The organism is Pseudomonas syringae group sp. J248-6, assembly GCF_032586995.1.
GTDB classification, from domain to species: Bacteria; Pseudomonadota; Gammaproteobacteria; order Pseudomonadales; family Pseudomonadaceae; genus Aquipseudomonas; species Aquipseudomonas amygdali.
In genome coordinates this window covers 37,571-59,678 of record NZ_JAWHOP010000002.1, presented here as the reverse complement: position 1 = coordinate 59,678, position 22,108 = coordinate 37,571, and the positions used below count along the sequence as shown (strand labels likewise).

General features: G+C 58.6%; 18 protein-coding genes. 11 read left to right on the top strand and 7 right to left on the bottom strand.

Going from position 1 to position 22,108, the window contains the following annotated elements; all coding sequences use genetic code 11:
- Positions 1-47: 47 nt before the first annotated feature.
- Positions 48-290: a glutaredoxin family protein gene (locus RYC17_RS02320; RefSeq protein ID WP_003315616.1), complete on the bottom strand. Its 243-nt coding sequence runs from the start codon at positions 288-290 to the stop codon at positions 48-50.
- Between the two features lie 57 nt (positions 291-347).
- Entirely contained in the window at positions 348-1,418 is a 1,071-nt protein-coding gene (locus tag RYC17_RS02315) for an acyltransferase family protein (RefSeq protein WP_122281140.1), read from the bottom strand.
- A 243-nt stretch (positions 1,419-1,661) separates the two neighbouring features.
- Here RYC17_RS02315 and RYC17_RS02310 point away from each other — a divergent pair, with 243 nt between their 5' ends.
- The 7 genes from RYC17_RS02310 to RYC17_RS02280 all read left to right on the top strand — a co-directional run bounded on the left by RYC17_RS02310 (position 1,662) and on the right by RYC17_RS02280 (position 9,484).
- Positions 1,662-1,976, top strand: coding sequence for a YqjD family protein (locus RYC17_RS02310; protein ID WP_002553118.1), 315 nt, complete (start codon positions 1,662-1,664; stop codon positions 1,974-1,976).
- A gap of 4 nt (positions 1,977-1,980) precedes the next feature.
- Complete coding sequence (locus tag RYC17_RS02305; protein ID WP_002553117.1) at positions 1,981-2,373, top strand: phage holin family protein; 393 nt, start codon at positions 1,981-1,983, stop codon at positions 2,371-2,373.
- Positions 2,370-2,726, top strand: a complete 357-nt coding sequence (locus tag RYC17_RS02300) for a hypothetical protein (RefSeq protein ID WP_002553116.1) — start codon at positions 2,370-2,372, stop codon at positions 2,724-2,726. Before RYC17_RS02305 ends, RYC17_RS02300 begins: the two co-directional genes overlap by 4 nt.
- 173 nt (positions 2,727-2,899) lie before the next feature.
- On the top strand, positions 2,900-4,231 hold the full coding sequence (locus RYC17_RS02295; protein WP_058402165.1) for a deoxyguanosinetriphosphate triphosphohydrolase: 1,332 nt from the start codon (positions 2,900-2,902) through the stop codon (positions 4,229-4,231).
- Between the two features lie 249 nt (positions 4,232-4,480).
- Positions 4,481-4,873, top strand: coding sequence for a response regulator (locus RYC17_RS02290; protein ID WP_316902443.1), 393 nt, complete (start codon positions 4,481-4,483; stop codon positions 4,871-4,873).
- 358 nt (positions 4,874-5,231) lie between these two features.
- Positions 5,232-5,858 carry a response regulator transcription factor gene (locus tag RYC17_RS02285; protein WP_046719639.1) on the top strand — a complete coding sequence of 209 codons (627 nt, stop codon included), beginning with the start codon at positions 5,232-5,234 and terminating at the stop codon, positions 5,856-5,858.
- A 56-nt stretch (positions 5,859-5,914) separates the two neighbouring features.
- Positions 5,915-9,484, top strand: a complete 3,570-nt coding sequence (locus RYC17_RS02280; protein WP_316902571.1) for a transporter substrate-binding domain-containing protein — start codon at positions 5,915-5,917, stop codon at positions 9,482-9,484.
- Positions 9,485-9,555: 71 nt separating this feature from the next.
- On the opposite strand, the gene RYC17_RS02275 is transcribed toward RYC17_RS02280, so the two are convergent.
- Positions 9,556-9,900, bottom strand: coding sequence for a YggL family protein (locus RYC17_RS02275; RefSeq protein WP_316902441.1), 345 nt, complete (start codon positions 9,898-9,900; stop codon positions 9,556-9,558).
- Between the two features lie 329 nt (positions 9,901-10,229).
- Between RYC17_RS02275 and dacB the strand changes: the two genes are divergently transcribed.
- Positions 10,230-11,696: a D-alanyl-D-alanine carboxypeptidase/D-alanyl-D-alanine-endopeptidase gene (gene dacB, locus RYC17_RS02270; protein WP_316902439.1), complete on the top strand. Its 1,467-nt coding sequence runs from the start codon at positions 10,230-10,232 to the stop codon at positions 11,694-11,696.
- A gap of 52 nt (positions 11,697-11,748) precedes the next feature.
- On the opposite strand, the gene RYC17_RS02265 is transcribed toward dacB, so the two are convergent.
- The gene (locus tag RYC17_RS02265) at positions 11,749-14,139 is read right to left on the bottom strand and encodes a diguanylate cyclase (protein ID WP_316902437.1); all 2,391 of its coding nucleotides are present in this window, start codon (positions 14,137-14,139) and stop codon (positions 11,749-11,751) included.
- Positions 14,140-14,279: 140 nt separating this feature from the next.
- Entirely contained in the window at positions 14,280-16,532 is a 2,253-nt protein-coding gene (rlmKL, locus tag RYC17_RS02260; protein WP_122258762.1) for a bifunctional 23S rRNA (guanine(2069)-N(7))-methyltransferase RlmK/23S rRNA (guanine(2445)-N(2))-methyltransferase RlmL, read from the bottom strand.
- A gap of 588 nt (positions 16,533-17,120) precedes the next feature.
- Between rlmKL and rmf the strand changes: the two genes are divergently transcribed.
- Positions 17,121-17,336 (top strand): ribosome modulation factor, encoded by a 216-nt coding sequence (rmf, locus tag RYC17_RS02255; RefSeq protein ID WP_002553055.1) that lies wholly within the window; start codon positions 17,121-17,123, stop codon positions 17,334-17,336.
- A 138-nt stretch (positions 17,337-17,474) separates the two neighbouring features.
- Here the strand turns inward: rmf and RYC17_RS02250 are convergent, their stop codons facing one another.
- Positions 17,475-18,506 carry a quinone-dependent dihydroorotate dehydrogenase gene (locus RYC17_RS02250; RefSeq protein ID WP_122281136.1) on the bottom strand — a complete coding sequence of 344 codons (1,032 nt, stop codon included), beginning with the start codon at positions 18,504-18,506 and terminating at the stop codon, positions 17,475-17,477.
- 251 nt (positions 18,507-18,757) lie between these two features.
- On the opposite strand from RYC17_RS02250, the gene RYC17_RS02245 reads away from it, so the two are divergent.
- Positions 18,758-19,969, top strand: coding sequence for a CmpA/NrtA family ABC transporter substrate-binding protein (locus RYC17_RS02245; protein WP_316902434.1), 1,212 nt, complete (start codon positions 18,758-18,760; stop codon positions 19,967-19,969).
- A gap of 14 nt (positions 19,970-19,983) precedes the next feature.
- Positions 19,984-20,559: an ANTAR domain-containing response regulator gene (locus RYC17_RS02240; protein WP_316902432.1), complete on the top strand. Its 576-nt coding sequence runs from the start codon at positions 19,984-19,986 to the stop codon at positions 20,557-20,559.
- A gap of 59 nt (positions 20,560-20,618) precedes the next feature.
- Here the strand turns inward: RYC17_RS02240 and RYC17_RS02235 are convergent, their stop codons facing one another.
- Positions 20,619-21,866: a glycoside hydrolase family 68 protein gene (locus RYC17_RS02235; RefSeq protein WP_003433034.1), complete on the bottom strand. Its 1,248-nt coding sequence runs from the start codon at positions 21,864-21,866 to the stop codon at positions 20,619-20,621.
- Between the last annotated feature and the right edge of the window lie 242 nt (positions 21,867-22,108).

The window sequence follows — 22,108 nt, the reverse complement described above, 5'->3', positions numbered from 1 at the left end:
GTCGTGTCCGGTAAGTGAAAGGGAATGCAGCTCAACGACAAGGCAGCTCAGCGGCTCAGAAACGACGCCACCTGAGGCGCGTCAAATGGCCAGTCCAGCTCATCACCCGTGTCGACTCGACGCAACACCGGAACGCGCAACTCGTAGCGCTCAAGCAGTTGCTCATCCTCGCAGATGTCGACCAGCTCAACCAGCAGGCCGTGCTCGATGGCGAACGGCAGTAAAACCGCTTCGGCAACCTCGCACAGCGGGCATCCCAGGGTGCTGAACAGCTGGCATTCGGGCGGCATGAATTGATCCTCGGCAAATCCTCTACGACCGAAAATTATTCTAGGCGCACCCGGGGATCACGTCGACATCCGGAAATGCGTCTTGCTGAACGCGTTGGCGCGGTCCAATACCGGTTTCTCGAAACAACGGTAACCGACCCAGCCGTAACACACCGCTGCCGCCATCATCAGCAGCGCGAAAAACAGGTTGTCCAGATAGCTTTCGGGCCAGGCACCGACCAGGCTCCACACCCGCCCGATCACCCCCAGCACCAGCAGATGAGACAGGTAGATCGTGTAGGACATGTCGCCCACAGCGACCAGAAACCCAGGCACAACCAGTTGTCGACGCCGTTCAAGCAGGGCCAGGGTCAGCACCAGCAGGCCGAACGTCCCTCCGACCATGAGCATGCGCAGCAAGCCCTGACTGTCGTATAACCGGAAGTAACCGATCAGGGGCACACCCAGCAGCAATGCACCACCCAACGACGCAAGGACGGCAGCTGTCGGCACGCGCGCGCTGTGCCGACCATAAAAGAACAATGCCAGCGCTGCACCAAGAATGAATTCAAGGGCATAGGGATGCAGGATGATCTTCAGTGCGGGCGAATAGTCCTGCCAGTCGGCCAGCACGTTGAACACAACAATGATCAGCGCCCAGCCGCCGAGCAAAAGCGGCACGCTGCGTTCACGAAACAACAGAAAGCCTGAGTACACGACGTAGAACCACAGTTCGAACAGCAGCGACCAGGCCACCATCACCAGCAGCACTTTATCGTTGGGCAGCAGCAGGAACGACATGAGCAAGTTGGAAGACCCATGCCCGCTGTTGACCATGCCCGGCTGCACCAGGTACACCGCCAGCGTAATGAAAAAGTACAGCCAGTACGTGGGGTAGATCCGCGACACCCTGTTGAATAGAAAGCGTCGCGCCTCGACCCCGCTCTGGAAACGGCCACGGCTGACAATCACCATCACGAAACCGCTGATGACGAAAAACAGATCGACACCCAACTGAAAAAAATCGAGCAGCGGCGGCAGAAGGATGTCGCCACCGGAAAACTTGCTCTCTACCGACATCATGTGAAACAACACCACACCCAGGACAGCTATGCCCCTGAGGCCCTGCAGGGAATACAGCCGCTCCATGCCTCTCTCCATTCAGCTCTTATATCGCGCGCCATGCACGTGATCACGCGTGTGGAGCATAGCCAATGGCCAGAAATACGGAACCCCAATCTTCAACACGTTGCGGTTTTTCCTGACAGATACTTTTGGAGTAAGGTGCAGCGGCAGCCCACAGCCTGATTGGACACCAGACGGCAATCGAAGTGAACCTTCAGGAATCACCTGTACTCGAAACATCCATATGCCACCCAAACGGAGAAAATCATGGCCCGCCAAACCGCACAGAATGCTCAGGAAATCCTGAGAGCCGACTTCCAGGTACTGGTTGCCGACACTGAGAAATTGCTGGCGCATACCGCATCGCTGGCAGGTGATCAGGCCGATGAACTGCGTGCCCAGATTCGTGAGAGCCTGCTACGTGCCAAGGAAACCCTGAAGACCACTGAAGACTCGCTTCGCGAGCGCGGTGAGGCTGCTGTGATCGCGACCGAAGATTACGTTCAGAACAACCCCTGGCAATCAGTCGGTATCGCCGCAGGTGTCGGCTTTCTGATCGGTCTGCTGGCTACAAGGCGCTAACATCATGACTCTGGGAACGGAATCAGCACCGCCCGAGGGAACTCCGGGCTCTTCACCGCGGCGTCTTGGCGCTGCATTCCTTGGCCTGCTGCACACGCACGTCGAACTGTTCGGCATCGAATTGCAGGAGCAGAAGGCACGCACCGTGAGCCTGCTGCTGTTCGCGGGACTGGCGCTGGTTTTCGGTCTGCTGCTGCTCACCGGGCTCTCGGCCTTGTTGCTGATCGTTCTGTGGGACAGCTATCGCCTGGCGGGTATCGTCGGCCTGTGCACGTTCTACCTGCTGGCCGCCATCTTCTGCGGGTTGCGCCTCAAGGCCGCGATTTTCGATGAGTCGTCGCCATTCCACGCAACCCTCGAAGAGCTGGCCAACGACCGCGAGCGATTGATGCCATGAGTGAACCCAAGTCGCACCAGAGCAATACCCGTCGGGAACTGCGCAAGGCGTTGATCCGCCTGCGCATGGAGATGCACCGTCAGGAAATTCGTCACGAATCGACGCAACTGTTACAGCCGTTGCAACGCTTTCGCGGGATCCGCCATGACTGGAAAAGCGCGCTCGGCTTTCGCCACGCGCCACTCTGGGGCGTGGGCTCGGTCGCCCTGCTGGGGTTTCTGAGCGGCAAACGTGCCAAGACCGGACGCACCAGCCTGCTGGGTCGCCTGTTGAAGCTCGGCATCACGCTGACGCCACTGATCAAGGTCGCCATGCAGAGTCGCGCCATTCAGAACCGCAACCGCAGGCTCTGATTACGCCAGACTTTTTGCGTGAATCGAACCTCGCGACAAATGCCTGCTCCGGTGCTCCGGGGCGGGCATTTGCTTTTTAACAGCCCCTGTTTCTCTCTGTCCGCGCGTCAGGCCTTGCGGCAGGCGTGCCGAACCGGGAAGCTACAGCCAACATTACTGACGGAGTGCACGCCTTGGATTGGCAAACCCTGCTTAACCGAGAACGACTTGGCAAGACCCTGCACAGCCCCGAAGAGCTGGGACGCAGTCCGTTTCACAAGGACCATGACAGGATCATCTTTTCCGGTGCATTTCGCCGCCTGGGACGCAAGACCCAGGTCCATCCGGTGTCCAGCAACGACCATATTCATACCCGTCTGACTCACTCGCTGGAAGTCAGCTGCGTCGGCCGCTCACTGGGCATGCGCGTTGGCGAAACCCTGCGCACTGCCCTGCCCGACTGGTGCGAACCGAGCGACCTGGGCATGGTTGTACAATCTGCCTGCCTGGCACATGACATAGGCAACCCTCCGTTCGGCCATTCGGGCGAAGACGCTATTCGCAACTGGTTCAATCAGGCTGCCGGACGTGGCTGGCTCGACGCGATGAGCGAGACCGAGCGCAATGACTTTCTCAATTTCGAGGGCAATGCCCAGGGATTCCGAGTCCTTACGCAGCTGGAATACCACCAGTTCGACGGCGGCACTCGCCTGACCTACGCCACACTGGGCACTTACCTCAAATACCCGTGGACCGCGCGCCACGCAGACTCGCTGGGCTACAAGAAGCACAAGTTCGGCTGCTATCAGAGCGAACTGCCGATCCTTGAGCAGATCGCTGGCAAGCTGGGTTTGCCGCAACTTGAGGAACAACGCTGGGCGCGCCATCCACTGGTCTATCTGATGGAAGCCGCCGATGACATCTGTTATGCCCTGATCGATCTGGAAGACGGCCTGGAGATGGACCTGCTGGAGTACGCGGAAGTTGAGTCACTTCTGCTTGGACTGGTCGGCGATGATCTTCCGGAAACCTATCGGCAACTGGGCCCTGGCGACTCACGGCGGCGCAAGCTGGCCATCCTGCGCGGCAAGGCCATCGAGCACCTGACCAATGCAGCGGCCAGAGCATTCGTCGAACAACAGGACGCCCTGCTTGCGGGCACGCTGCCCGGGGATCTGGTGGAACACATGCACGGTCCGGCCAAGCGCTGCGTCCTGAACGCCAAGGACATGGCGCGCAAGAAAATCTTTCAGGACAAGCGCAAAACGCTGCATGAAATAGGCGCCTACACCACCCTGGAAATTCTCCTCAACGCATTTTGCGGTGCAGCGGTCGAACAGTTTGGCGGCAGGACGCCATCCTTCAAGCATCGACGTATCCTCGACCTGCTGGGCAACAGCGCGCCGGATCCCAAGGCACCGTTGCATGCCTCGTTCCTGCGCATGATCGACTTCATCGCCGGCATGACCGACAGCTATGCCAGTGAAATGGCCCGGGAAATGACCGGCCGCTCCGGACAGATTTAGCCTTGATAGACCAGCCGAGTACCTGAGCGCAGGCAGATACAACGCTGGTCATACCTGATTGCCCTGCAAAACTCAGACAGGCCCTACATGCATGTCAGACGAGTCCTATCGCAGCTTTTCTTGCATCCCTCAATAATTACAGCCACTTCAAATGCCACTCCGGCTCGTCATCCATCCGCCTGCGATACTAACGGTCCGCACGCCGTCTGCGAGGCCTGAACCTCTCGCCAGGGCCTTTCCGGAAAACTCATGTCCACACACAGCCTGCGCATCCTCCTGGTGGAAGATCACCCGTTTCAACTGATCGCCACTCAGGTGCTGCTCAACAATCAGGGCTATTTTCTGCTGACTCCCGCGCTCACCGCCGCAGAGGCCATGGCCGCCATGCATCGCAGCCCGGAGCCCTACGGGCTTTTACTGTGCGATCAGTGCCTGCCGGATATGTCAGGCCTTGACCTGATCGACGAGGCGACCCGTCAAGGCTTGTTACGCCGGGCCATTCTTCTCAGCGGCCTGCCCGATGTACAGCTTGAAAACATTCAGCAACTTGCCGCGCAGCGCGACCTGCCTCTGCTCGGCTGCCTGAGCAAACCCCTGCATGGCCCTGACCTCAGTCGCTTGCTGGGACACGGTCCTGAGTGACATCGACAAATCCTGCTTCAAGCGACTTCAGAAATGTCTGGCAACTATGTAAACGTCAATTGATACAAAACCGCGTCGTTTGTGAATTCACGTTCAGTCTCGTAGGAAATCATCAACGCACATGAATGATGATTCCATAAAGTAATAAACACCCCGTGCCTCAATAACCAAATACACACTGAAATAAGCGTTAACGTTTAAACACACTTGTGTTCAACGTAGGCTTTTACGTACTCCGATACGCTAATTATTGTAGGACTTTTCCTATATATGCCTGCCGAGCAAGTCTCTTTATGTGCCTGCCCGAACATCTGAGCTAAGGTGCGCGCTTTCTTCACTGCTTGTTATGGAATGGAATATGAACTCAGTTTTTATCATCGACGACCATCCGGTTATCCGGATGGCGGTCAGAATGCTTCTGGAAAACGAAAATTACGAAGTGGTGGGCGAAACCGATAATGGCGTCGACGCGATGCAAATGGTTCGCGAATGCATGCCTGACCTGATCATTCTCGACATCAGCATTCCCAAGCTCGACGGCCTTGAGGTACTGGCGCGCTTCAATACGATGGGGCTGTCCTCCAAGATTCTGGTGCTGACGTCGCAAACCCCCAACCTGTTTGCCATTCGCTGCATGCAATCGGGTGCCTCGGGTTATGTGTGCAAGCAGGAAGACCTTAGCGAGCTGCTCAGTTCGGTGAAAGCGGTATTATCCGGCTACAATTACTTTCCCAGCCAGGCGTTGACGTGCGCAGTTCGTGAAGATGGACAGACCAACGAGCTGGAGCTGTTCAAGTTGGTCAATGACCGCGAACTGATGGTATTGCAGTTATTTGCCCAGGGCCGTTCCAACAAGGAAATAGCCAAGGGTATGTTTCTCAGTAACAAAACCGTCAGTACTTACAAAACGCGACTGATGCAAAAACTAAAAACAAGAACCTTGGTAGAACTTATCGAGATGGCAAAACGCAACGCGCTAGTGTGAGAAAACGGATGCCCAAGCGCTTCAGACAATTATTAATACTGGCCACAGGCCTGTGCATGGGCTGGAGTGCTCAGGCCAGCCTTCATGCGGCCGAACATTACACACTGCTCGGTCGCTCGAGCCCGGCACACATGGACGTAAAGCTGGACAGCAGCCAATGGCAATGGGTACGCGGTCAACGTGAACTGACTCTCGGCATCTCGAACCCCGATTACCCGCCCTTCGATATCACGATGTCAGGCAACGACTACGAAGGCATCACTGCCGATTACGCAGGCATCATTTCGGATGCGCTGGACCTGCCGGTCAGGGTGCAGCGTTTCGAAACCCGCGATGCAGCTATCAAGGCCCTGATCACAGGCCAGGTCGACCTGCTGGGCACTGCCAACGGCTTTGAAGCGGTTGATCGCAACATCAGACTGTCACAGCCCTACTCGGTTGATCAGCCCGTGCTGGTCACTCGGGTCGGAGACACGCGGCCCCTCAATGAGGGCCTCAAAGGCATGCGGCTGAGCATGGTCTATCACTATCTGCCACCCGCAGAGGTCGAGGCGATGTACCCCGGTGCAACACTGAAAACCTACCCCTCGTTTCAGAACGCCATCAACGCCGTGGCCTTCAACCAGGCCGATGTCTTTCTGGGCGATACGATTTCCACCCAATACATCATCAACAAGGGCTATCTGAACAACGTGCAGATGTCGAATTTCGGCAAGCACGAGCCCAATGGCTTCAGCTTTGCCGTCAGCAATGAAAACACACAATTGCTGGGTGTCATCAACCAGACACTGAAAGCAATTCCGGTCGATGAGCGCATCAACATTTCCAGGCGCTGGAGCACCGGCAGCGACCTGATGCTCACCGACCAGAAGCTGCAACTGACGCAACGCGAGGAACGCTGGATCGCTCAGCACCCGACCGTACGCGTGGTAGTCAATGAAGCGTACGCACCACTGACCTTCTTCGACGCCAAGGGCAACTTTCGCGGCATCACCGCCGACCTGCTTGAACTGGTCCGTCTGCGTACCGGGCTCAGGTTCGACGTCAAACGCTCGCCCAGCCTGACCGACATGCTGAACCAGGTCAGCGAGGGCCAGGCGGACCTGATCGGCGCGCTGGTGTCCAGCGATGAGCGGGAAGACCGCCTGAGCTTCAGCCGGCCCTATATCGACAATTCGTTCGTGCTGGTCACCCGCAAGGACCAGGGCTCTCCCAGCTATCTGGAGCAGATGGACGGCAAACGCCTGGCAATCACCCAGGGCAGCCCGATGCTGGACTGGCTGCGCCGCAAATATCCCAGAGTCGTACCGCTGGAAATCGACAACCCCTTCCAGGCGCTGGACATGTTGTCACTGGGCAGAACAGAAGGCGCGGTCATCTCGCTGCTCAGCGCAGACTACTTTCTGTCTTCAGGCATCTTCGAGGAACGCCTGCAGATGACCGCGACCATCGGCGAGGACCCGGCGCTGATTTCCATGGCGACCTCACGCAATGCCATCGAGCTGAGTTCGATTCTCGACAAGGCGCTGGCAAGCATCGCGCCGCAGGATCTGGCGGCGATCAACAATCGATGGCGCGCCTACACCCCTTCAAGCGCCAACTGGCATGACTACGAACGCCTGATCTATCAGATTCTGGTCGGTGCAGGCCTGTTGCTGCTGGGCCTGCTGGCCTGGAATGCCTGGATGCGGCGGCAGATACGGCAGCGTGAAGCAGCGGAACGGGCGCTGGGCGACCAGTTCGAATTCATGCGTGCACTGGTCGAAGGCACACCCCATCCGATCTACGTGCGGGATCGCGAAGGCATGCTGCGCATGTGCAATGACAGCTACCTGAGGGTTTTCTCCGCGCAACGTGAAGACATCATCGGCAAGAGCGCTACCGAAGGTGTGCTGGGCAATGCCTTCGAAGCACGGGAATACGCTGCCGACTATCAACGGGTCATGGCCAGCAATACCGCACTGATCCTTGACCGCCCCCTGCGCATTGGCGACCGGCAGATGACCATCTACCACTGGATCCTGCCCTTTCGTGACTCTCTGGGCGAGGTACAAGGCATCATTGGCGGCTGGATCGATATCAGCGAGCGTCGCCAGCTTATCGAAGACCTGCAGGCCGCCAAGGAACAGGCTGACGCTGCCAGCCGTGCCAAGAGCACCTTCCTTGCCACCATGAGCCATGAAATCCGTACGCCCATGAATGCAGTGATCGGAATGCTGGAGCTGGCGCTCAAACGTGCCGATCATGGCGAGCTTGACCGTTCCGCCATCGAAGTCGCCTACAGCTCGGCCAACGACCTGCTGGACCTGATCGGCGACATTCTCGATATCGCACGCATCGAATCCGGGCGGCTTTCACTGAACCCGGAGCGGGCGAACCTGCGTCGACTGGTAGAGTCGGTGCTGCGGGTATTCGACGGTCTGGCTCGCCAGAAGGACCTTGACCTGGTGCTGGAACTGGACAGCCGAATCACCGCCGATGTGCTGATCGACCCGCTGCGCTTCAAGCAGATACTGTCCAACCTGGTGAGCAACGCCATCAAGTTCACCCCGATGGGACGGATCAGGATCGTGCTGCAGGCAGCAGAAAGCCCCGACCCGCAGTTGCTGCACCTGCACATCACCGTTCAGGACAGCGGCATAGGCATCAGCACTGAAGACCAGCAGCGTTTGTTCAAGCCCTTTGCCCAGGCCGATAACACCGGGCAAATGGCGCGTACCGGTGCAGGGCTGGGCCTGGTGATTTGCCGCAACCTGTGCATGATGATGGGCGGCAACCTTTCGCTCGACAGCACACCGGGTCAAGGCACCCGGGTCAGTATGAATCTGGTGCTGACCACACTTGAACCGCTGAGCGGCCAGCCCGTCGCTACACCACCGATAGCTGTGGCTCACCAGACGCTACGGATCCTGATCGTCGACGACCATCCTGCCAACCGGCTGCTGCTCTGCCAGCAGCTTGGTTTTCTCGGTCACCATTGCGAAATGGCCGAAAACGGCGCGCAGGGGCTTGAGCACTGGAAGACCGATAGCTTTGATCTGGTGGTTGTCGACTGCAACATGCCGGTCATGAACGGCTATGACATGACCACGGCAATCCGCGCGATTGAAGATGCAGACGGCCAGCCACGCTGTCCGGTCTGGGGTTTCACGGCCAATGCGCAACCTGATGAGATCGAGCGCTGCCGCGCAGCAGGCATGGACGACTGCCTGTTCAAACCCATCAGCCTTTCGATGCTCAGCGAACGGCTGACAGCCATTTCGCCACAGGCGCGCACACCTCTGCCGTTCAGCCTCGACAGCGTCAGCAACCTGACCGGTGACCGCCCGGAAATGGTTGAACGCCTGCTTGCGCAGCTCCTGCACAGCAATCACGAGGACCGGCTGTTGCTGGCCAGACTGATACCGGAAAACAATCGCAGGAAAACCCGCGACCTGGCCCACAGGATCAAAGGTGCCGCACGAATCATCAGCGCTTCAAGGGTGGTCGATGCCTGCGATGCGCTTGAACAGGCCTGCGAAGCGAACACACCGGATGAACAGTTCCATACCTGTCAGCAGGTTGTGGAGCTGGCGATGATCGAGCTTGAGGACGCGCTGATTCTGCAGCAGGCGAAACCTGACTGAAGGTGCTTCAAAGAAGGTATGGCGAAGGGGGAGCAGCAAGGGAGGCAGGCGCTGGCCTGCCTCCCGTTACATCAGGCGGCCGGGTTGATTTCTTTTTCCGGGTACCAGACGTCGATCAGCGGGCTGACAGTGACTTCTGTCAGTTCACTGCGGCCTTTGAGCCAGGCTTCGACAGCAACACGCTGTTCTTCGCTGACCGAGCCACGCTTGCTCAGGCAAACCACACCGAAGTCGTCGCCGCCCACATAACCAAGACCGTTGGCTTCCATTGCTTCTTTCAGGAAAGCGTCAAGGAAAGCATCGATTGCCTTGTCATCCAGCTCTTGCTTGAAGCCCAGGTTCAGTTCAAAACCCAATTCCTGGAACTCGTCCACACACAGTTTTTTGCGCAGACGGCGGGAGCGGTTATTGGCCATGGGACAATCCTCATCAATAAATATCGGGCGGCACTTTACCAGCTTGGCGATTTAAAAGCCCGACAATTGCGGTCTGTCATGGATATCCGGGGTTGCGACAGCGATGCAGGCCCGATCGATAAAAAATAACGTTTACCGGCCTGCCCCCCATCACAAGCCTGCCCTGCTTGGGGCATAATGCGGCTCGTTTCATGCTTGGCACTGTGTGTTACAAAAAAAGCCCGCCACGCATTCACTACTATAGTTATCAACATCGCATCGAAATAGTTACCGAGGGAATCCATCCATGCCCTCTTTTTTATGTCCCCCTTGCAGTAGGGTTTTATTCAATGATCAAGTCGCTACGTCCATTGTTGCTCGCGTCAATTCTTTTGCCACTGGCTCTTCCCTCCTACGCCGCCGTCATCAACACCACGCTGCCCCCCAAGGTTCAACAGGCCCTTAAAGCCAGCAAACTCGGCGATGACGCGCTCTCGCTGGTGATGTTGCCACTCAACGGGCCGGGCACGCCGACCGTGTTCAATGCCGACGTATCGGTCAACCCGGCTTCCACCATGAAGCTGATCACCACCTACGCCGCGCTGGAAATGCTCGGCCCTACCCACCAGTGGAAAACCGAATTCTTCACCGACGGCACCCTGAGCAACGGCGTGCTGCGCGGCAACCTGTACCTCAAGGGCGGCGGCGATCCAAAGCTGAATATGGAAAAGCTCTGGTTGCTGATGCGTGATCTGCGCGCCAACGGTGTGCAACAGGTGACCGGGGACCTGGTATTGGACCGCAGTCATTTTGTGCAGCCGCAATTGCCCGAGTTCAATGATGACGGCAACGACGATAACAAGCCGTTTCTGGTCAAGCCCGATGCGCTGATGGTCAACCTCAAGGCATTGCGCTTCGTGACCCGCAACGATGACGGCAGGATTCTGGTTTCGGTCGAGCCGCCGATTGCGACCATCCACATCGACAACCAGGTCAAGGCAAGCGCATCGAAGCAGTGCACCGGAGACGTGCGTTACAACCCGGTCACCCAGCCTGACGGCAGCGTCAATGTGACGGTGACTGGCCAGTTGGGCAACGGCTGCAATTCGCAGACCTACCTTTCGCTGCTGGACCATCCGACCTACGCGGCCGGCGCAGTACGGGCCATCTGGCAGGAACTGGGCGGCACCATCCAGGGCAAGGACCGCGTTGGCGTTCTGCCCGGCAATGCCAAGCTGCTGGCCAAGGCTTTTTCGCCGGATCTGGTGGAAGTCATTCGTGACATCAATAAATTCAGCAACAACACCATGGCCCAGCAACTGTTTCTGAGCCTGGGTGAAGAGTTCCGCAATGACGCGGACGGTGACGACGGCAAGGCCGCTCAGCGCGTCATCCGCCAATGGCTGGCGAAAAAAGGCATCACCGCGCCGCATCTGGTCATGGAGAACGGCTCCGGTCTGTCACGTGCAGAACGTGTCAGTGCCCGTGAGATGGCCATCATCCTGCAGGCTGCCTGGCGCAGCCCGTATGCTGCCGAATTCATGAGTTCGATGCCGCTGGCAGGCATGGACGGCACCATGCGTAAACGTCTGAAGCGCACCCCGCTGCTGGGTGAAGCGCACATCAAGACAGGCACACTGAACACGGTTCGCGCCATTGCCGGCTTCAGCCGCGACAGCAACGGCAACACCTGGGCGGTCGTGGCGATCCTCAACGATCCGCGTCCGTTTGGCGCATCCTCGATACTCGACGAGGTACTGGTCGATCTGTATCGACAGCCGAAACTGAGCAACACCACGGTCTCGATCCAGCAATAACCACCCGCAGCATGCAACCAGCAGACCCGCTTTCGAAGCGGGTCCGTGTGCGTCAGATCTGCTCGGGCTCGACCCGATCGCGACCGGCCTGTTTGGCGGCATAGACGCCCGAGTCAGCGCGCAACAACATCGTGTCGATCCCCTCACCGGCTCGCCAGCTGGCGATGCCGAAGCTGGCCGTCACAACCTGGTCGACGCCTTCGATAACCTGATTGCGCAGGCCCTCGCGCAGGCTCAAGGCCAGCTGATACGCCTGCGAGCCCCGTGCGCCCGGGCAGATCACCATGAACTCTTCTCCGCCCAGCCGGCAGAACACATCATCGCTGCGCAGGCGCTGGCTGATCTTTTCCGAAATCGCCTTGAGCACCTGATCGCCTGCGGCATGCCCGAAACGGTCATTGATGCGCTTGAAATGATCGATATCGAGCATGATGATCGACAGGTTACCGCCGTGCCGGTCGATCCTTTTCAGCTCGGCCTGCATGCGGTCCTGGAAATAGCGCCGGTTGTAGGCGCCGGTCAGTACGTCGGTGACCGAAAGCGCGCGCAATTCCTGTTCGACACGCTTGAGGTCGGTGATATCGGACACAAAGCCGTGCCATAGCACGCTGCCGTCTGCCAACCGTTCCGGTGTGGATGCAGCGCGCAACCAGCGCTGGCCCTTGCGTGGCAGATCGACACGGTACTCTTCGCTCCAGGGTGTCAGATGCTTCGCGCTGACCAGAATCGAGCTTTTGACGCGCGTCAGGTCCGGTGGCTGGATACGTCGCAGAACGGCCTCGGAATCGCCCAGCAACTGCGCTTCATCGACTTCAAACAGCTCGCACATGCCGGCACTGGCGTACCTGAAGCGCGCACTGCCGTCGATAGCCAGGTGATACTGATAAATGCCGCCAGGCACCTGCGAGCCGAGCTTTTTCAATAATTGCCCTTGTTCGGCAAGGGCCTCGTTGACGCGCTTGTGCTCGGTGACATCAATGCACACCGCCAGGTACCCGGTCCACAGCCCATGATCGTCGCGCACGGCGGTCACCAGCATGTTCACCACCAGGGTACTGCCGTCACTGCGCTGCAGGGTCCACTCCTGCGAGGGGTGATGAGCGTCTTGCACGGCGTCGAGAAACATCAGCCGGGAAGCGCTGACCGGGTGCCCGCGGTCCTTGCTCAATACACTCGCACGAGCCTCCAGCTCAGCCGACTGATAAAGGTCCATGAGGCGCAGCCTGCCCAGCACCTCTTCCTGCGAATAACCCAGCATCTTCTGCGCACCGACGTTGAACGTTGTGATCAGCCCGTCCAGGTCGGTTGCAATAATCGCCACTTCCGTCGCGGCGTCCAGCACACTGCGCAATTGCCCGTGCGCCGCCCGCAACTGCTGCCCGCGCTGGCGCAACTCACGGGTACGCTGCGCCACACGCTGCAAGGCTCGCTGACGCTGGCTGATCAGGCTGTAGAGCAACGCACTGAGCATCAGGCTCAAAAGCCCGCCGAGCCACAGCACCCGGCCCGGCATAATGCTCTGATTGCTCTGGCTGAAGATTTCCGTAGGGCGAACCTCGACCAGATAATCCCTGTCGCCCAGGCTCAGCAGGCTGCTGGCGTACAAATGATTACGTATGGCTGCGACCGGCGACTGGTAAACCTGCTCAGGCTTCGTCGGTAAGCTGAGGTCAAGCATGGTGACCGCAAGATTGTCCTGCTCCGCGGTGCCAATGCTCATCAATTGCGCCAGGCTGATCACTGCCGTGACATACCCCCTCAATTCCGAAGGCGGCTCGCCAATGGAGAATACCGGCGCCACCAGCAAAATTCCGTACGTGTCTGACGGGTCAAGGGCCAGCAGGCTGATACGAGGCGTTGCAACAATGCGCTTGAGCAAACGCGCACGCTCAAGGGCGACATGACGTACCGGCTCCGAGGCTATATCGAACCCCGACGGCGTGGGAATTTTGCTGAGGGTCTGGATGAATCGAACCGGAAAATACTCATTGCGCACAGCGGCGGTTTTCAAGGTACCGTTTTCATCCATTTCTCGTATGGCGTATTCGGCTGAGCCCTCCTCGCGCGCCTGCTGTTCAAAAGCGGCCCGCTCCGCAAACGTCACTCTGGGGTTCCAGGCGTACGCCTGGGTTCCAATCAGCAATGGCGCGACAAAGCCGTCGAATTCCGATTGCTCGACCTGATGGGAAAAGATAAAGAAGCGACACAGGGTGTCCAGCCGAGTGACCTGCCGGTCCAGACGCTCCTGAAGACGACTGAAGCGCTCTGCGGCAAGCATATCGAACCGCTGGCGCAATTGACGCTGGTAGAGCTCATTGTCGGCCAGCGCCAACATGATGGTAAGTGCCGCTCCGACCATCAATGCTAAAACGGCTATTGGCCACGCTGAGAGCTGGCCGTTGATGAAACTCAGAACTCTGAGCCTGAACCGTTTCGCTGTCATACACAGAAACTCATGACGCCAACATGCTGAAACGCCAAGCTGGCTATGACTTCTGTTATAGCTATTCGCCAGTAATTTTCATAGCGAGCGATGAGCAAACCTGTACAAAACTGTTACAGGCAAGCTCATCACACACCGTGTCAGGCACGCGCCATGATTTTCCAGGCGCGGTGAATCTTGCCGTTGCGGGCAAAATCCTGGTCGATGGTTTGCGCGGTAATATCCTCCACCGCATAGCGCTGGCTCAGATTTTCATCGAGCACGAACTTGCGGAAGTTGTTGGAGAAGTACAGCACGCCACCCGGAGCCAGACGCGCCATGGCCAGATCGATCAGCTCGACCTGATCACGCTGCACATCAAAAATGCCTTCCATGCGCTTGGAGTTGGAGAACGTCGGCGGATCGATGAAGATCAGGTCGTATTCGTCGCGATTGGCCTGCAGCCAGGCCATCACGTCGCCCTGCTCCAGACGATTCTTGTCGGAGAAACCGTTCAACGACAGATTGCGCCGCGCCCAGTCCAGGTAAGTCCGCGACAAGTCGACGCTGGTGGTGCTGCGCGCACCGCCTTTGGCAGCATGTACGCTGGCAGTCGCGGTGTAGGCAAACAGGTTCAGGAAGCGCTTGCCGGCCGCCTCGCGCTGAATACGCATGCGCATCGGACGATGGTCGAGAAACAGCCCGGTATCGAGGTAGTCGGTCAGATTGACCAGCAGCTTGACGCCGCCTTCACTGACTTCCAGAAACTGGCCCTGCGCGCTTTGACGCTCGTATTGTTTGGTGCCGCTCTGACGCTCGCGACGTTTGATCACCACACGGTTCTTGTCGATGTTCAACGCCTGCGGAATCGCCGCCAGCGCATCGAACAGCCGGGCCGAAGCCTTTTCCGGATCGATGGACTTGGGCGCTGCGTATTCCTGAACGTGAACCCAGTCGTGATACAGGTCGATCGCCAGCGAATATTCAGGCATGTCGGCGTCATACACGCGGTAGCAATCGATACCTTCGCGGCGCACCCATTTGCCCATCAGCTTGAGGTTCTTTTGCAGGCGATTGGCAAACATCTGCCCGCCTTCGCTCAGGCGCGCCTGTTCGACCACCACCGGTTCCGGCTTGATCGGGTTGCCGTTCTTGTTGAGCTTTCTTTCAACGACTTCAACTTCGACAGGGTTCTCGCGCTCGATCTGACGCTGCTCGGGTGTGCGACGCTCGCCCGTCACGAACTGATCAGGCGTGACCTTGATCAGCAGCAGTTTGCACGGCAAGGCACCGTTCCAGAACGAATACTGTTTGTGGCTGCGAATGCCCATGCGCTTGCCCAGGTCAGGCGCGCCGGTGAACACCGCAGCTTCCCAGTTAAGGCAGGCCTGACGCAGGCGCTCGCCCAGATTCTGGTAGAGATACAGCAGGCTGGCTTCATCACCCAGACGCTCGCCGTATGGAGGGTTGCAGATCACCAGACCTTTCTGGTTCTGATCCGGACGCGGCTCGAAGGTCGCAACTTCGCCTTGATAGACCTTGATCCAGTCGCTCAGACCTGCACGTTCGATGTTGTTGCGTCCAGGCTGGATCAGTCGCGGATCGGCCTCGTAACCGCGAATCCACGAAGGTGTTTTGGCCAACCCGGCTTCTGCGCGGGCCAGCGCTTCGTCGTGCAGCTTGCGCCACAGCGCCGGGACGTGGCCCAGCCAGGCCGAGAAGCCCCAGCGTTCACGCTTGATGTTCGGGGCGATGTCGGCGGCGATCATGCCGGCCTCGACCAGGAATGTACCGACACCGCACATCGGGTCAGCCAGCGCGCCGCCCTCGGCAGCGATGCGCGGCCAGCCAGCACGAATCAGGATAGCGGCGGCGAGGTTTTCCTTCAGCGGTGCAGCGCCCTGCTGCAGACGGTAACCGCGCTGGTGCAGGCTATGCCCGGACAGGTCGAGGGACAGAATGGCTTCGCCGCGATCCAGGCGCAGGTGCACGCGCAGGTCGGGGTTGATCTTGTCGACCGAAGGACGCTCGCCATCCGGAGTACGCAGCTTGTCGACGATCGCATCCTTGACCTTCAATGCACCGAAATGGGTGTTATCGATGCCCGAACCATGACCACTGAATTCCACCGCAATGGTGCCGTCGGATTCAAGATGATCCTGCCACTCGACATCCAGTACGCCGTGGTAGAGGTCTTCGGCATCCTTCATCGGGAAGCGCTTGAGCACCAGTAACACGCGGTTGGCCAGTCGCGACCAGAGACACAGCCGGTAAGCGGTCTCCATGTCGGCCGAGCCGCGAATGGCCGACGTGTGCTCGCGGGTCTCTTGCAGGCCCAGCGCAGTGGCTTCCTCGGCAAGCAGGCCTTCGAGGCCCTTGGGGCAAGTGAGGAAAAGTTCGTAGCGATCCGACATGTGTATTCCAGGGCCTGAGCCGTCAGCGGCGGGCAACGCATTGCCCTGCCAGATTTGAACAGGCGTCTTTCGTGGAGAACGCCTGCGTGGCACGTGATGTGTGCCGGTCCACCGCATGATCCTGTCATGTCATTGCGGCAGTTATGGCGCGTATTAGAACAGATATCAGGCAAGCCGATGTCGGCAATAAGGTGCGCAATCAAAAGTCGTGTTTTGAAAAGTCACATTTGTGCAGCGCCGATCATGACCCTTCGTCGCTTAAACAGCCAAGGCATTGAGCCAGTATATGAGCCTGATAAGCGATTTCAATTAGCCTGCAAACGCCCATGTTCAAGGGGCCGCAGAAAAAATCATGGTGGAAACAGATCATCGCTTATTGCTCGACAGACCTGAATGTGACGTGCTTATGACAAAACGATCATTCACACCGCCCTGCGCTTTGGTTAGAAATCGTCTCAGGTCATAGCCGCAATGGTCATGGCATCAAGGCCCGCGACGCCGGCAGCGGGCCCCAACGGCAGAAGATTCTGCCCGACCTCATCACGGGGTCTCAGGGATATTACAGTCAACAGACGAGGGCATTACCCTATGAGAAGACTTAAGCGTGATCCGTTGGAAAGAGCATTTTTACGCGGATATCAATACGGCGTTCATGGTAAATCCCGTGAGCTTTGCCCTTTTACTCTACCGTCAGTACGCCAGGCATGGATCAATGGCTGGCGCGAAGGACGCGGCGACAACTGGGACGGTATGACCGGCACTGCGGGCATCCACAGACTCAACGAACTTCACGCGGTCGGATGAGGCGATTAAAAGACTTTCAGGCCTCTGTCGGGCCACCCACATGATTGACTGATTCACACCTGTACCATGCACGCCCGACCCGGGCGGCGGGCCAACGCCCAGGGGCTCTCTTGCAGAGCCCCTTTTTTTACCCCGGGTTCAGCGTGCGGCGCGAGGCATCGCCGCAATGGCATCCACCGACTCGCGAATCAGCGCAGGGCCCTTGTAGATGAACCCCGAATAGATCTGCACCAGACTGGCCCCCGCAGCGATCTTCTCGGCGGCGTGTCGGCCTTCGGTGATCCCGCCTGCGGCAATGATCGGCAGGCGACCCGCCAGTTCACCGGCCAGCACCTTGACGATGTGCGTGCTTTTTTCCCGCACCGGCGCACCCGACAGACCACCCGCTTCATCGCCATGCGGCAGCCCTTCCACACCCTGGCGGCTGAGCGTGGTGTTGGTGGCAATCACTGCATCCATACCCGACTCGATCAGTGCAGAGGCCACCAGCACGGTTTCTTCATCGCTCATGTCCGGGGCAATCTTGATCGCCAGTGGCACGCGCCTGCCGTGCCGTTGCGTCAGTTCTTGCTGGCGCAGGCTCAGGGCCTGGAGCAGTTGCTTGAGCGAGTCACCGAACTGCAGGCTGCGCAGCCCCGGCGTATTGGGCGAACTGACGTTGACGGTGACGTAGCTGGCATGGGCATAGACCTTGTCCAGGCAGATCAGGTAATCGTCGACCGCACGCTCGACCGGCGTGTCGAAGTTCTTGCCGATATTGATGCCCAGAATGCCGCGATACTTTGCCGCCTGGACTCGGGACACCAGGTTGTCGACCCCCAGGTTGTTGAAGCCCATGCGATTGATGATCGCCTCGGCATGCGGCAGGCGGAAAATGCGCGGCTTGGGGTTGCCCGGCTGTGGACGTGGCGTCACAGTACCGATCTCGACAAAGCCGAAGCCCAGTTGCGCAAAGCCATCGATGGCTGCACCGTTTTTGTCCAGACCTGCTGCCAGCCCCACAGGGTTGGGAAATTCAAGGCCCATCACACTGACCGGCAACTTCGCCGGGGACTTGCTCAGCAGGCCATTGAGGCCCAGCCGCCCGCCTGCACCGATCAGGTCCAGCGAAAGGTCATGAGAGGTTTCCGGGGAAAGTTTGAACAGTAACTGGCGGGCCAGGTTATACATGGCGGGATGGGCTCGTGAGCAGCTGAATTCAGGGTGGCGATTATAGACGTGTGCAGGCCTGTCAGGCGAGGCGCGCGACAAACTTGTTGCTCGCCCCTCCCCGGCGATGGCATATGCCTTGCTTGAAACCGCTATCGGTACTCGCTCCAACGGCGGAGCGGTGCATGGACAACGGCGTCGCTTCGACACTTGCATCGGCAAGGGGTCGGACGACGCCTTTTTTCTGGACGGACCTTTATGAAGCACGTTTTATGAACGAACGAACCGGCAATGCGCTGGACTGGGTGGCCGGTAGCGACGCACCGGAAATGAACAGCCTGGACGTGGGCTTCATGGCACTCACCGACTGTGCCCCGCTGGTAGTCGCTGCAACCCAGGGTTTCGCCCAGCCTTACGGCCTGAGCTTGAACCTCGAGCGTCAGACCTCCTGGGCCGGGCTGCGCGACAGGCTGGTCAGCGGGCAGTTGCAGGCGGCACACAGCCTGTACGGCCTGATCTATGCGGTGGAAATGGGCATCAGCGGTGGCCCGGCGGCCGACATGGCCATCCTCATGGGGCTCAACCAGAACGGCCAGTGCATCAACCTGTCCCGCGAGCTGCAGCAGGCGGGCGTGATCACTCCTGAGGCACTGGACAAACGTGCGCACCAAAGCGGCTCAAGGCTGACCTTCGCGCAGACCTTCCCCACCGGCAACCATGCCATGTGGCTCTACTACTGGCTCGCCAGCCAGGGCATTCACCCGCTCGATGATGTGAACAGTGTCGTGGTGCCCCCCACGCAAATGGCGCAACACCTGCAGGCTGGGCGCATCGACGGTTTCTGCGTCGGCGAACCCTGGGGTGCCAGCGCCGTTCAGCAGCAACTGGGCTTCACGATGGCGACCAGCCAGTCGATCTGGCCGGATCACCCGGGCAAGGTGCTGGGCTGTACCCGCGAGTTTGTCGAACAGAACCCCAACACGGCCAGAGCACTGATCATGGCCGTCCTGGAAGCCAGCCGTTTCATCGAGCAAAGCGATCATAACCGGCGCAGCACCGCACAGCTGCTCAGCGGTGCGGATTATCTGGATACCTCGCCGGACTGCATCGAGCCACGCCTGCTTGGCCACTACAGCGACGGCCTCGGCAATCACTGGCAGGACCCGCATGCAGTCAGTTTCCATGATCAGGGGCAGGTCAATTATCCGTGGCTGTCCGACGGCATGTGGTTCATGACTCAGTTCCGGCGCTGGGGCCTGTTGCGTGAAGACCCGGACTACCTGGCCGTCGCCAGCCGCGTCCAGCAACTGGACCTGTATCGCCAGGCAGCCGATGCGCTGGGCATCGACGCCCCCACAGCAACCCTGCGCAGCAGTCAGTTGATCGATGGCAAGGTCTGGGACGGCAGCGATCCCGCAGGCTACGCGCGTAGCTTCAAGCTCCACTCGCTGGCCGACAACGCGCCCGCTGTGGCCAGTCGTTGACGGAGAACGTGAGCATGCTGCGTATCCTGCTTATCAATGACACGGCCAGAAAGGTAGGTCGCCTCAAATCGGCATTGATAGAGGCCGGTTTTGAAGTAATCGACGAATCGGGACTGATCATCGACTTGCCCGCTCGCGTTGAAGCGGTGCGCCCGGACGTCATCCTCATCGACACTGAATCGCCAGGACGCGACGTAATGGAGCAAGTGGTGCTGGTCAGCCGTGACCAACCGCGGCCCATCGTGATGTTCACCGACGAGCATGATCCGGGCGTGATGCGCCAGGCAATCAAGTCCGGGGTCAGCGCTTATATCGTCGAGGGTATTCAGGCCCAACGGCTGCAACCGATTCTTGATGTGGCGATGGCCCGCTTTGAAAGCGATCAGGCGCTGCGCGCGCAATTGCATGCCCGCGATCAGCAACTGGCCGAGCGCAAGCGGATCGAGCTGGCCAAGGGGCTACTTATGAAGATGAAGGATTGCAACGAGGAAGAGGCTTATACGCTGATGCGACGCCAGGCAATGAGTCGTCAGCAAAAGCTGATTCAGGTGGCCGAGCAGATTATCGCAATGAGCGAACTGCTGGGCTGAAGCCAGGAAGAACGCCTGCCCGCACAGGCGTTCTTCACCGTTTACAGGGGCGCAGCCTGTCAGCTCAACTGCACATCCTTCATCGCCGGGACGTAGCCGTAGTCATACTCTTCCTGCACGAACGAGCGGTCGCCCTTCAACAGGATTCTGACCGTCGGCGCCTCGGTGCCGCCGATACGGTAGTCATCGCCGCTGGTGGGCACGCTGTCGATGAACGAAGTCACCAGGCCGTTGGGCATCACACAGTGGGAGTACGTCTGGAATGGCTGTGCAGGCGGATTGCCCAGCACCAGTCCGGAAGCGTTCATCGGCCGGTAAGGCCCGAACAAATGCTCGCCCACAAAACCGTAAACGCCGTCCGGCCCGGTCACACCGTCGGCATACGTAAACTTGTGACTAATGGTGAATAAATAATACTTGCCGTCCTGAAAGACATAATGCGGACGTTCAGTCTGGTCATTGACGCCCACCGCAGTCACCAGTGGCGGTAGTATTTCCCACTCTTCTCCGCTGAGATCTTTCGCAACTGCCAGGCCGATACAGCCCACTTGAAAACGCGCACCCCCCACTTCTTCATGGCCGGGTGGCACCGGGCCAAGTTCTGCAGCGCCAACGGTATGCGTACCGCGTTCGCCGGCCACATTACCTTCAAAGACCATATACAACTTGCCATCATTGGGATCAATAAACGGACTCGGGTCGCGGAAGTTCCACGTCGAGTTCTGCGCTTCGGTTTGATAATAAGTGCCGTCGGCCTCGAACAGCTTTTTGACCTGGGTAAAGTCTTTCAACTCCACGCCCTGATCGGACGTCACAATACGGCCGCGCACTTTGGCAATGGTCGCCCCCGGTGTCACGCAGGTGTAGTAAAGATCGATATCACCCTTGTCATTCAATAATACCGGTGTGCCTGCCCACTCACGGGTGGTGGGCGACACGCCTTCGGCCATGACCCGGCCACCGAAGATCCAGTTCTTGCCGGTGCGCGAATACCAGTAGCACATGCGCGCCCGCCCGTGACGATCTTCCCAGTCGCGCTTGATGTCGTAGCGGCCGTTGGCGCCGAGATACTGCGGGTCGTCGGGGTGGCGATCAGCCGTCAGTGTGACGATAACCGACCAGCCGTTGACTGAGACCACCGTGCCGTCAAGCTCTCGCAACGGCATGGTGTCCCAGATGAAGACCTTATCACTCATGACCGGAAAGTCCGCTTTTACCAATGGCTGCGTGGTGGTCGGGTCATTTTCATTGACCTTCAACGCATCGGCACGGGACCAGATGGTAGGTGCGTAATTGATGTTACTCATGATGATGATGTCCTTTATTGGCGCCTGCAATGAAGCGCGAAGAGGAAGACAGCCCGGTCTGCGGGCTGTAGTGCCGGGAGGTACCCGGGATCGGTGTTTCAAGCCCTGGGGCAACTGAAAACCGGAAAAAGAGCGAGTAGCCGATTACTTTTTTTCAAAAGTAAACATTTATCGAAATTGACAGGCAATTTGCAATTACAGATTGCCATAGTGAAGAGTAAATTCATGTCCTGATGAATGAG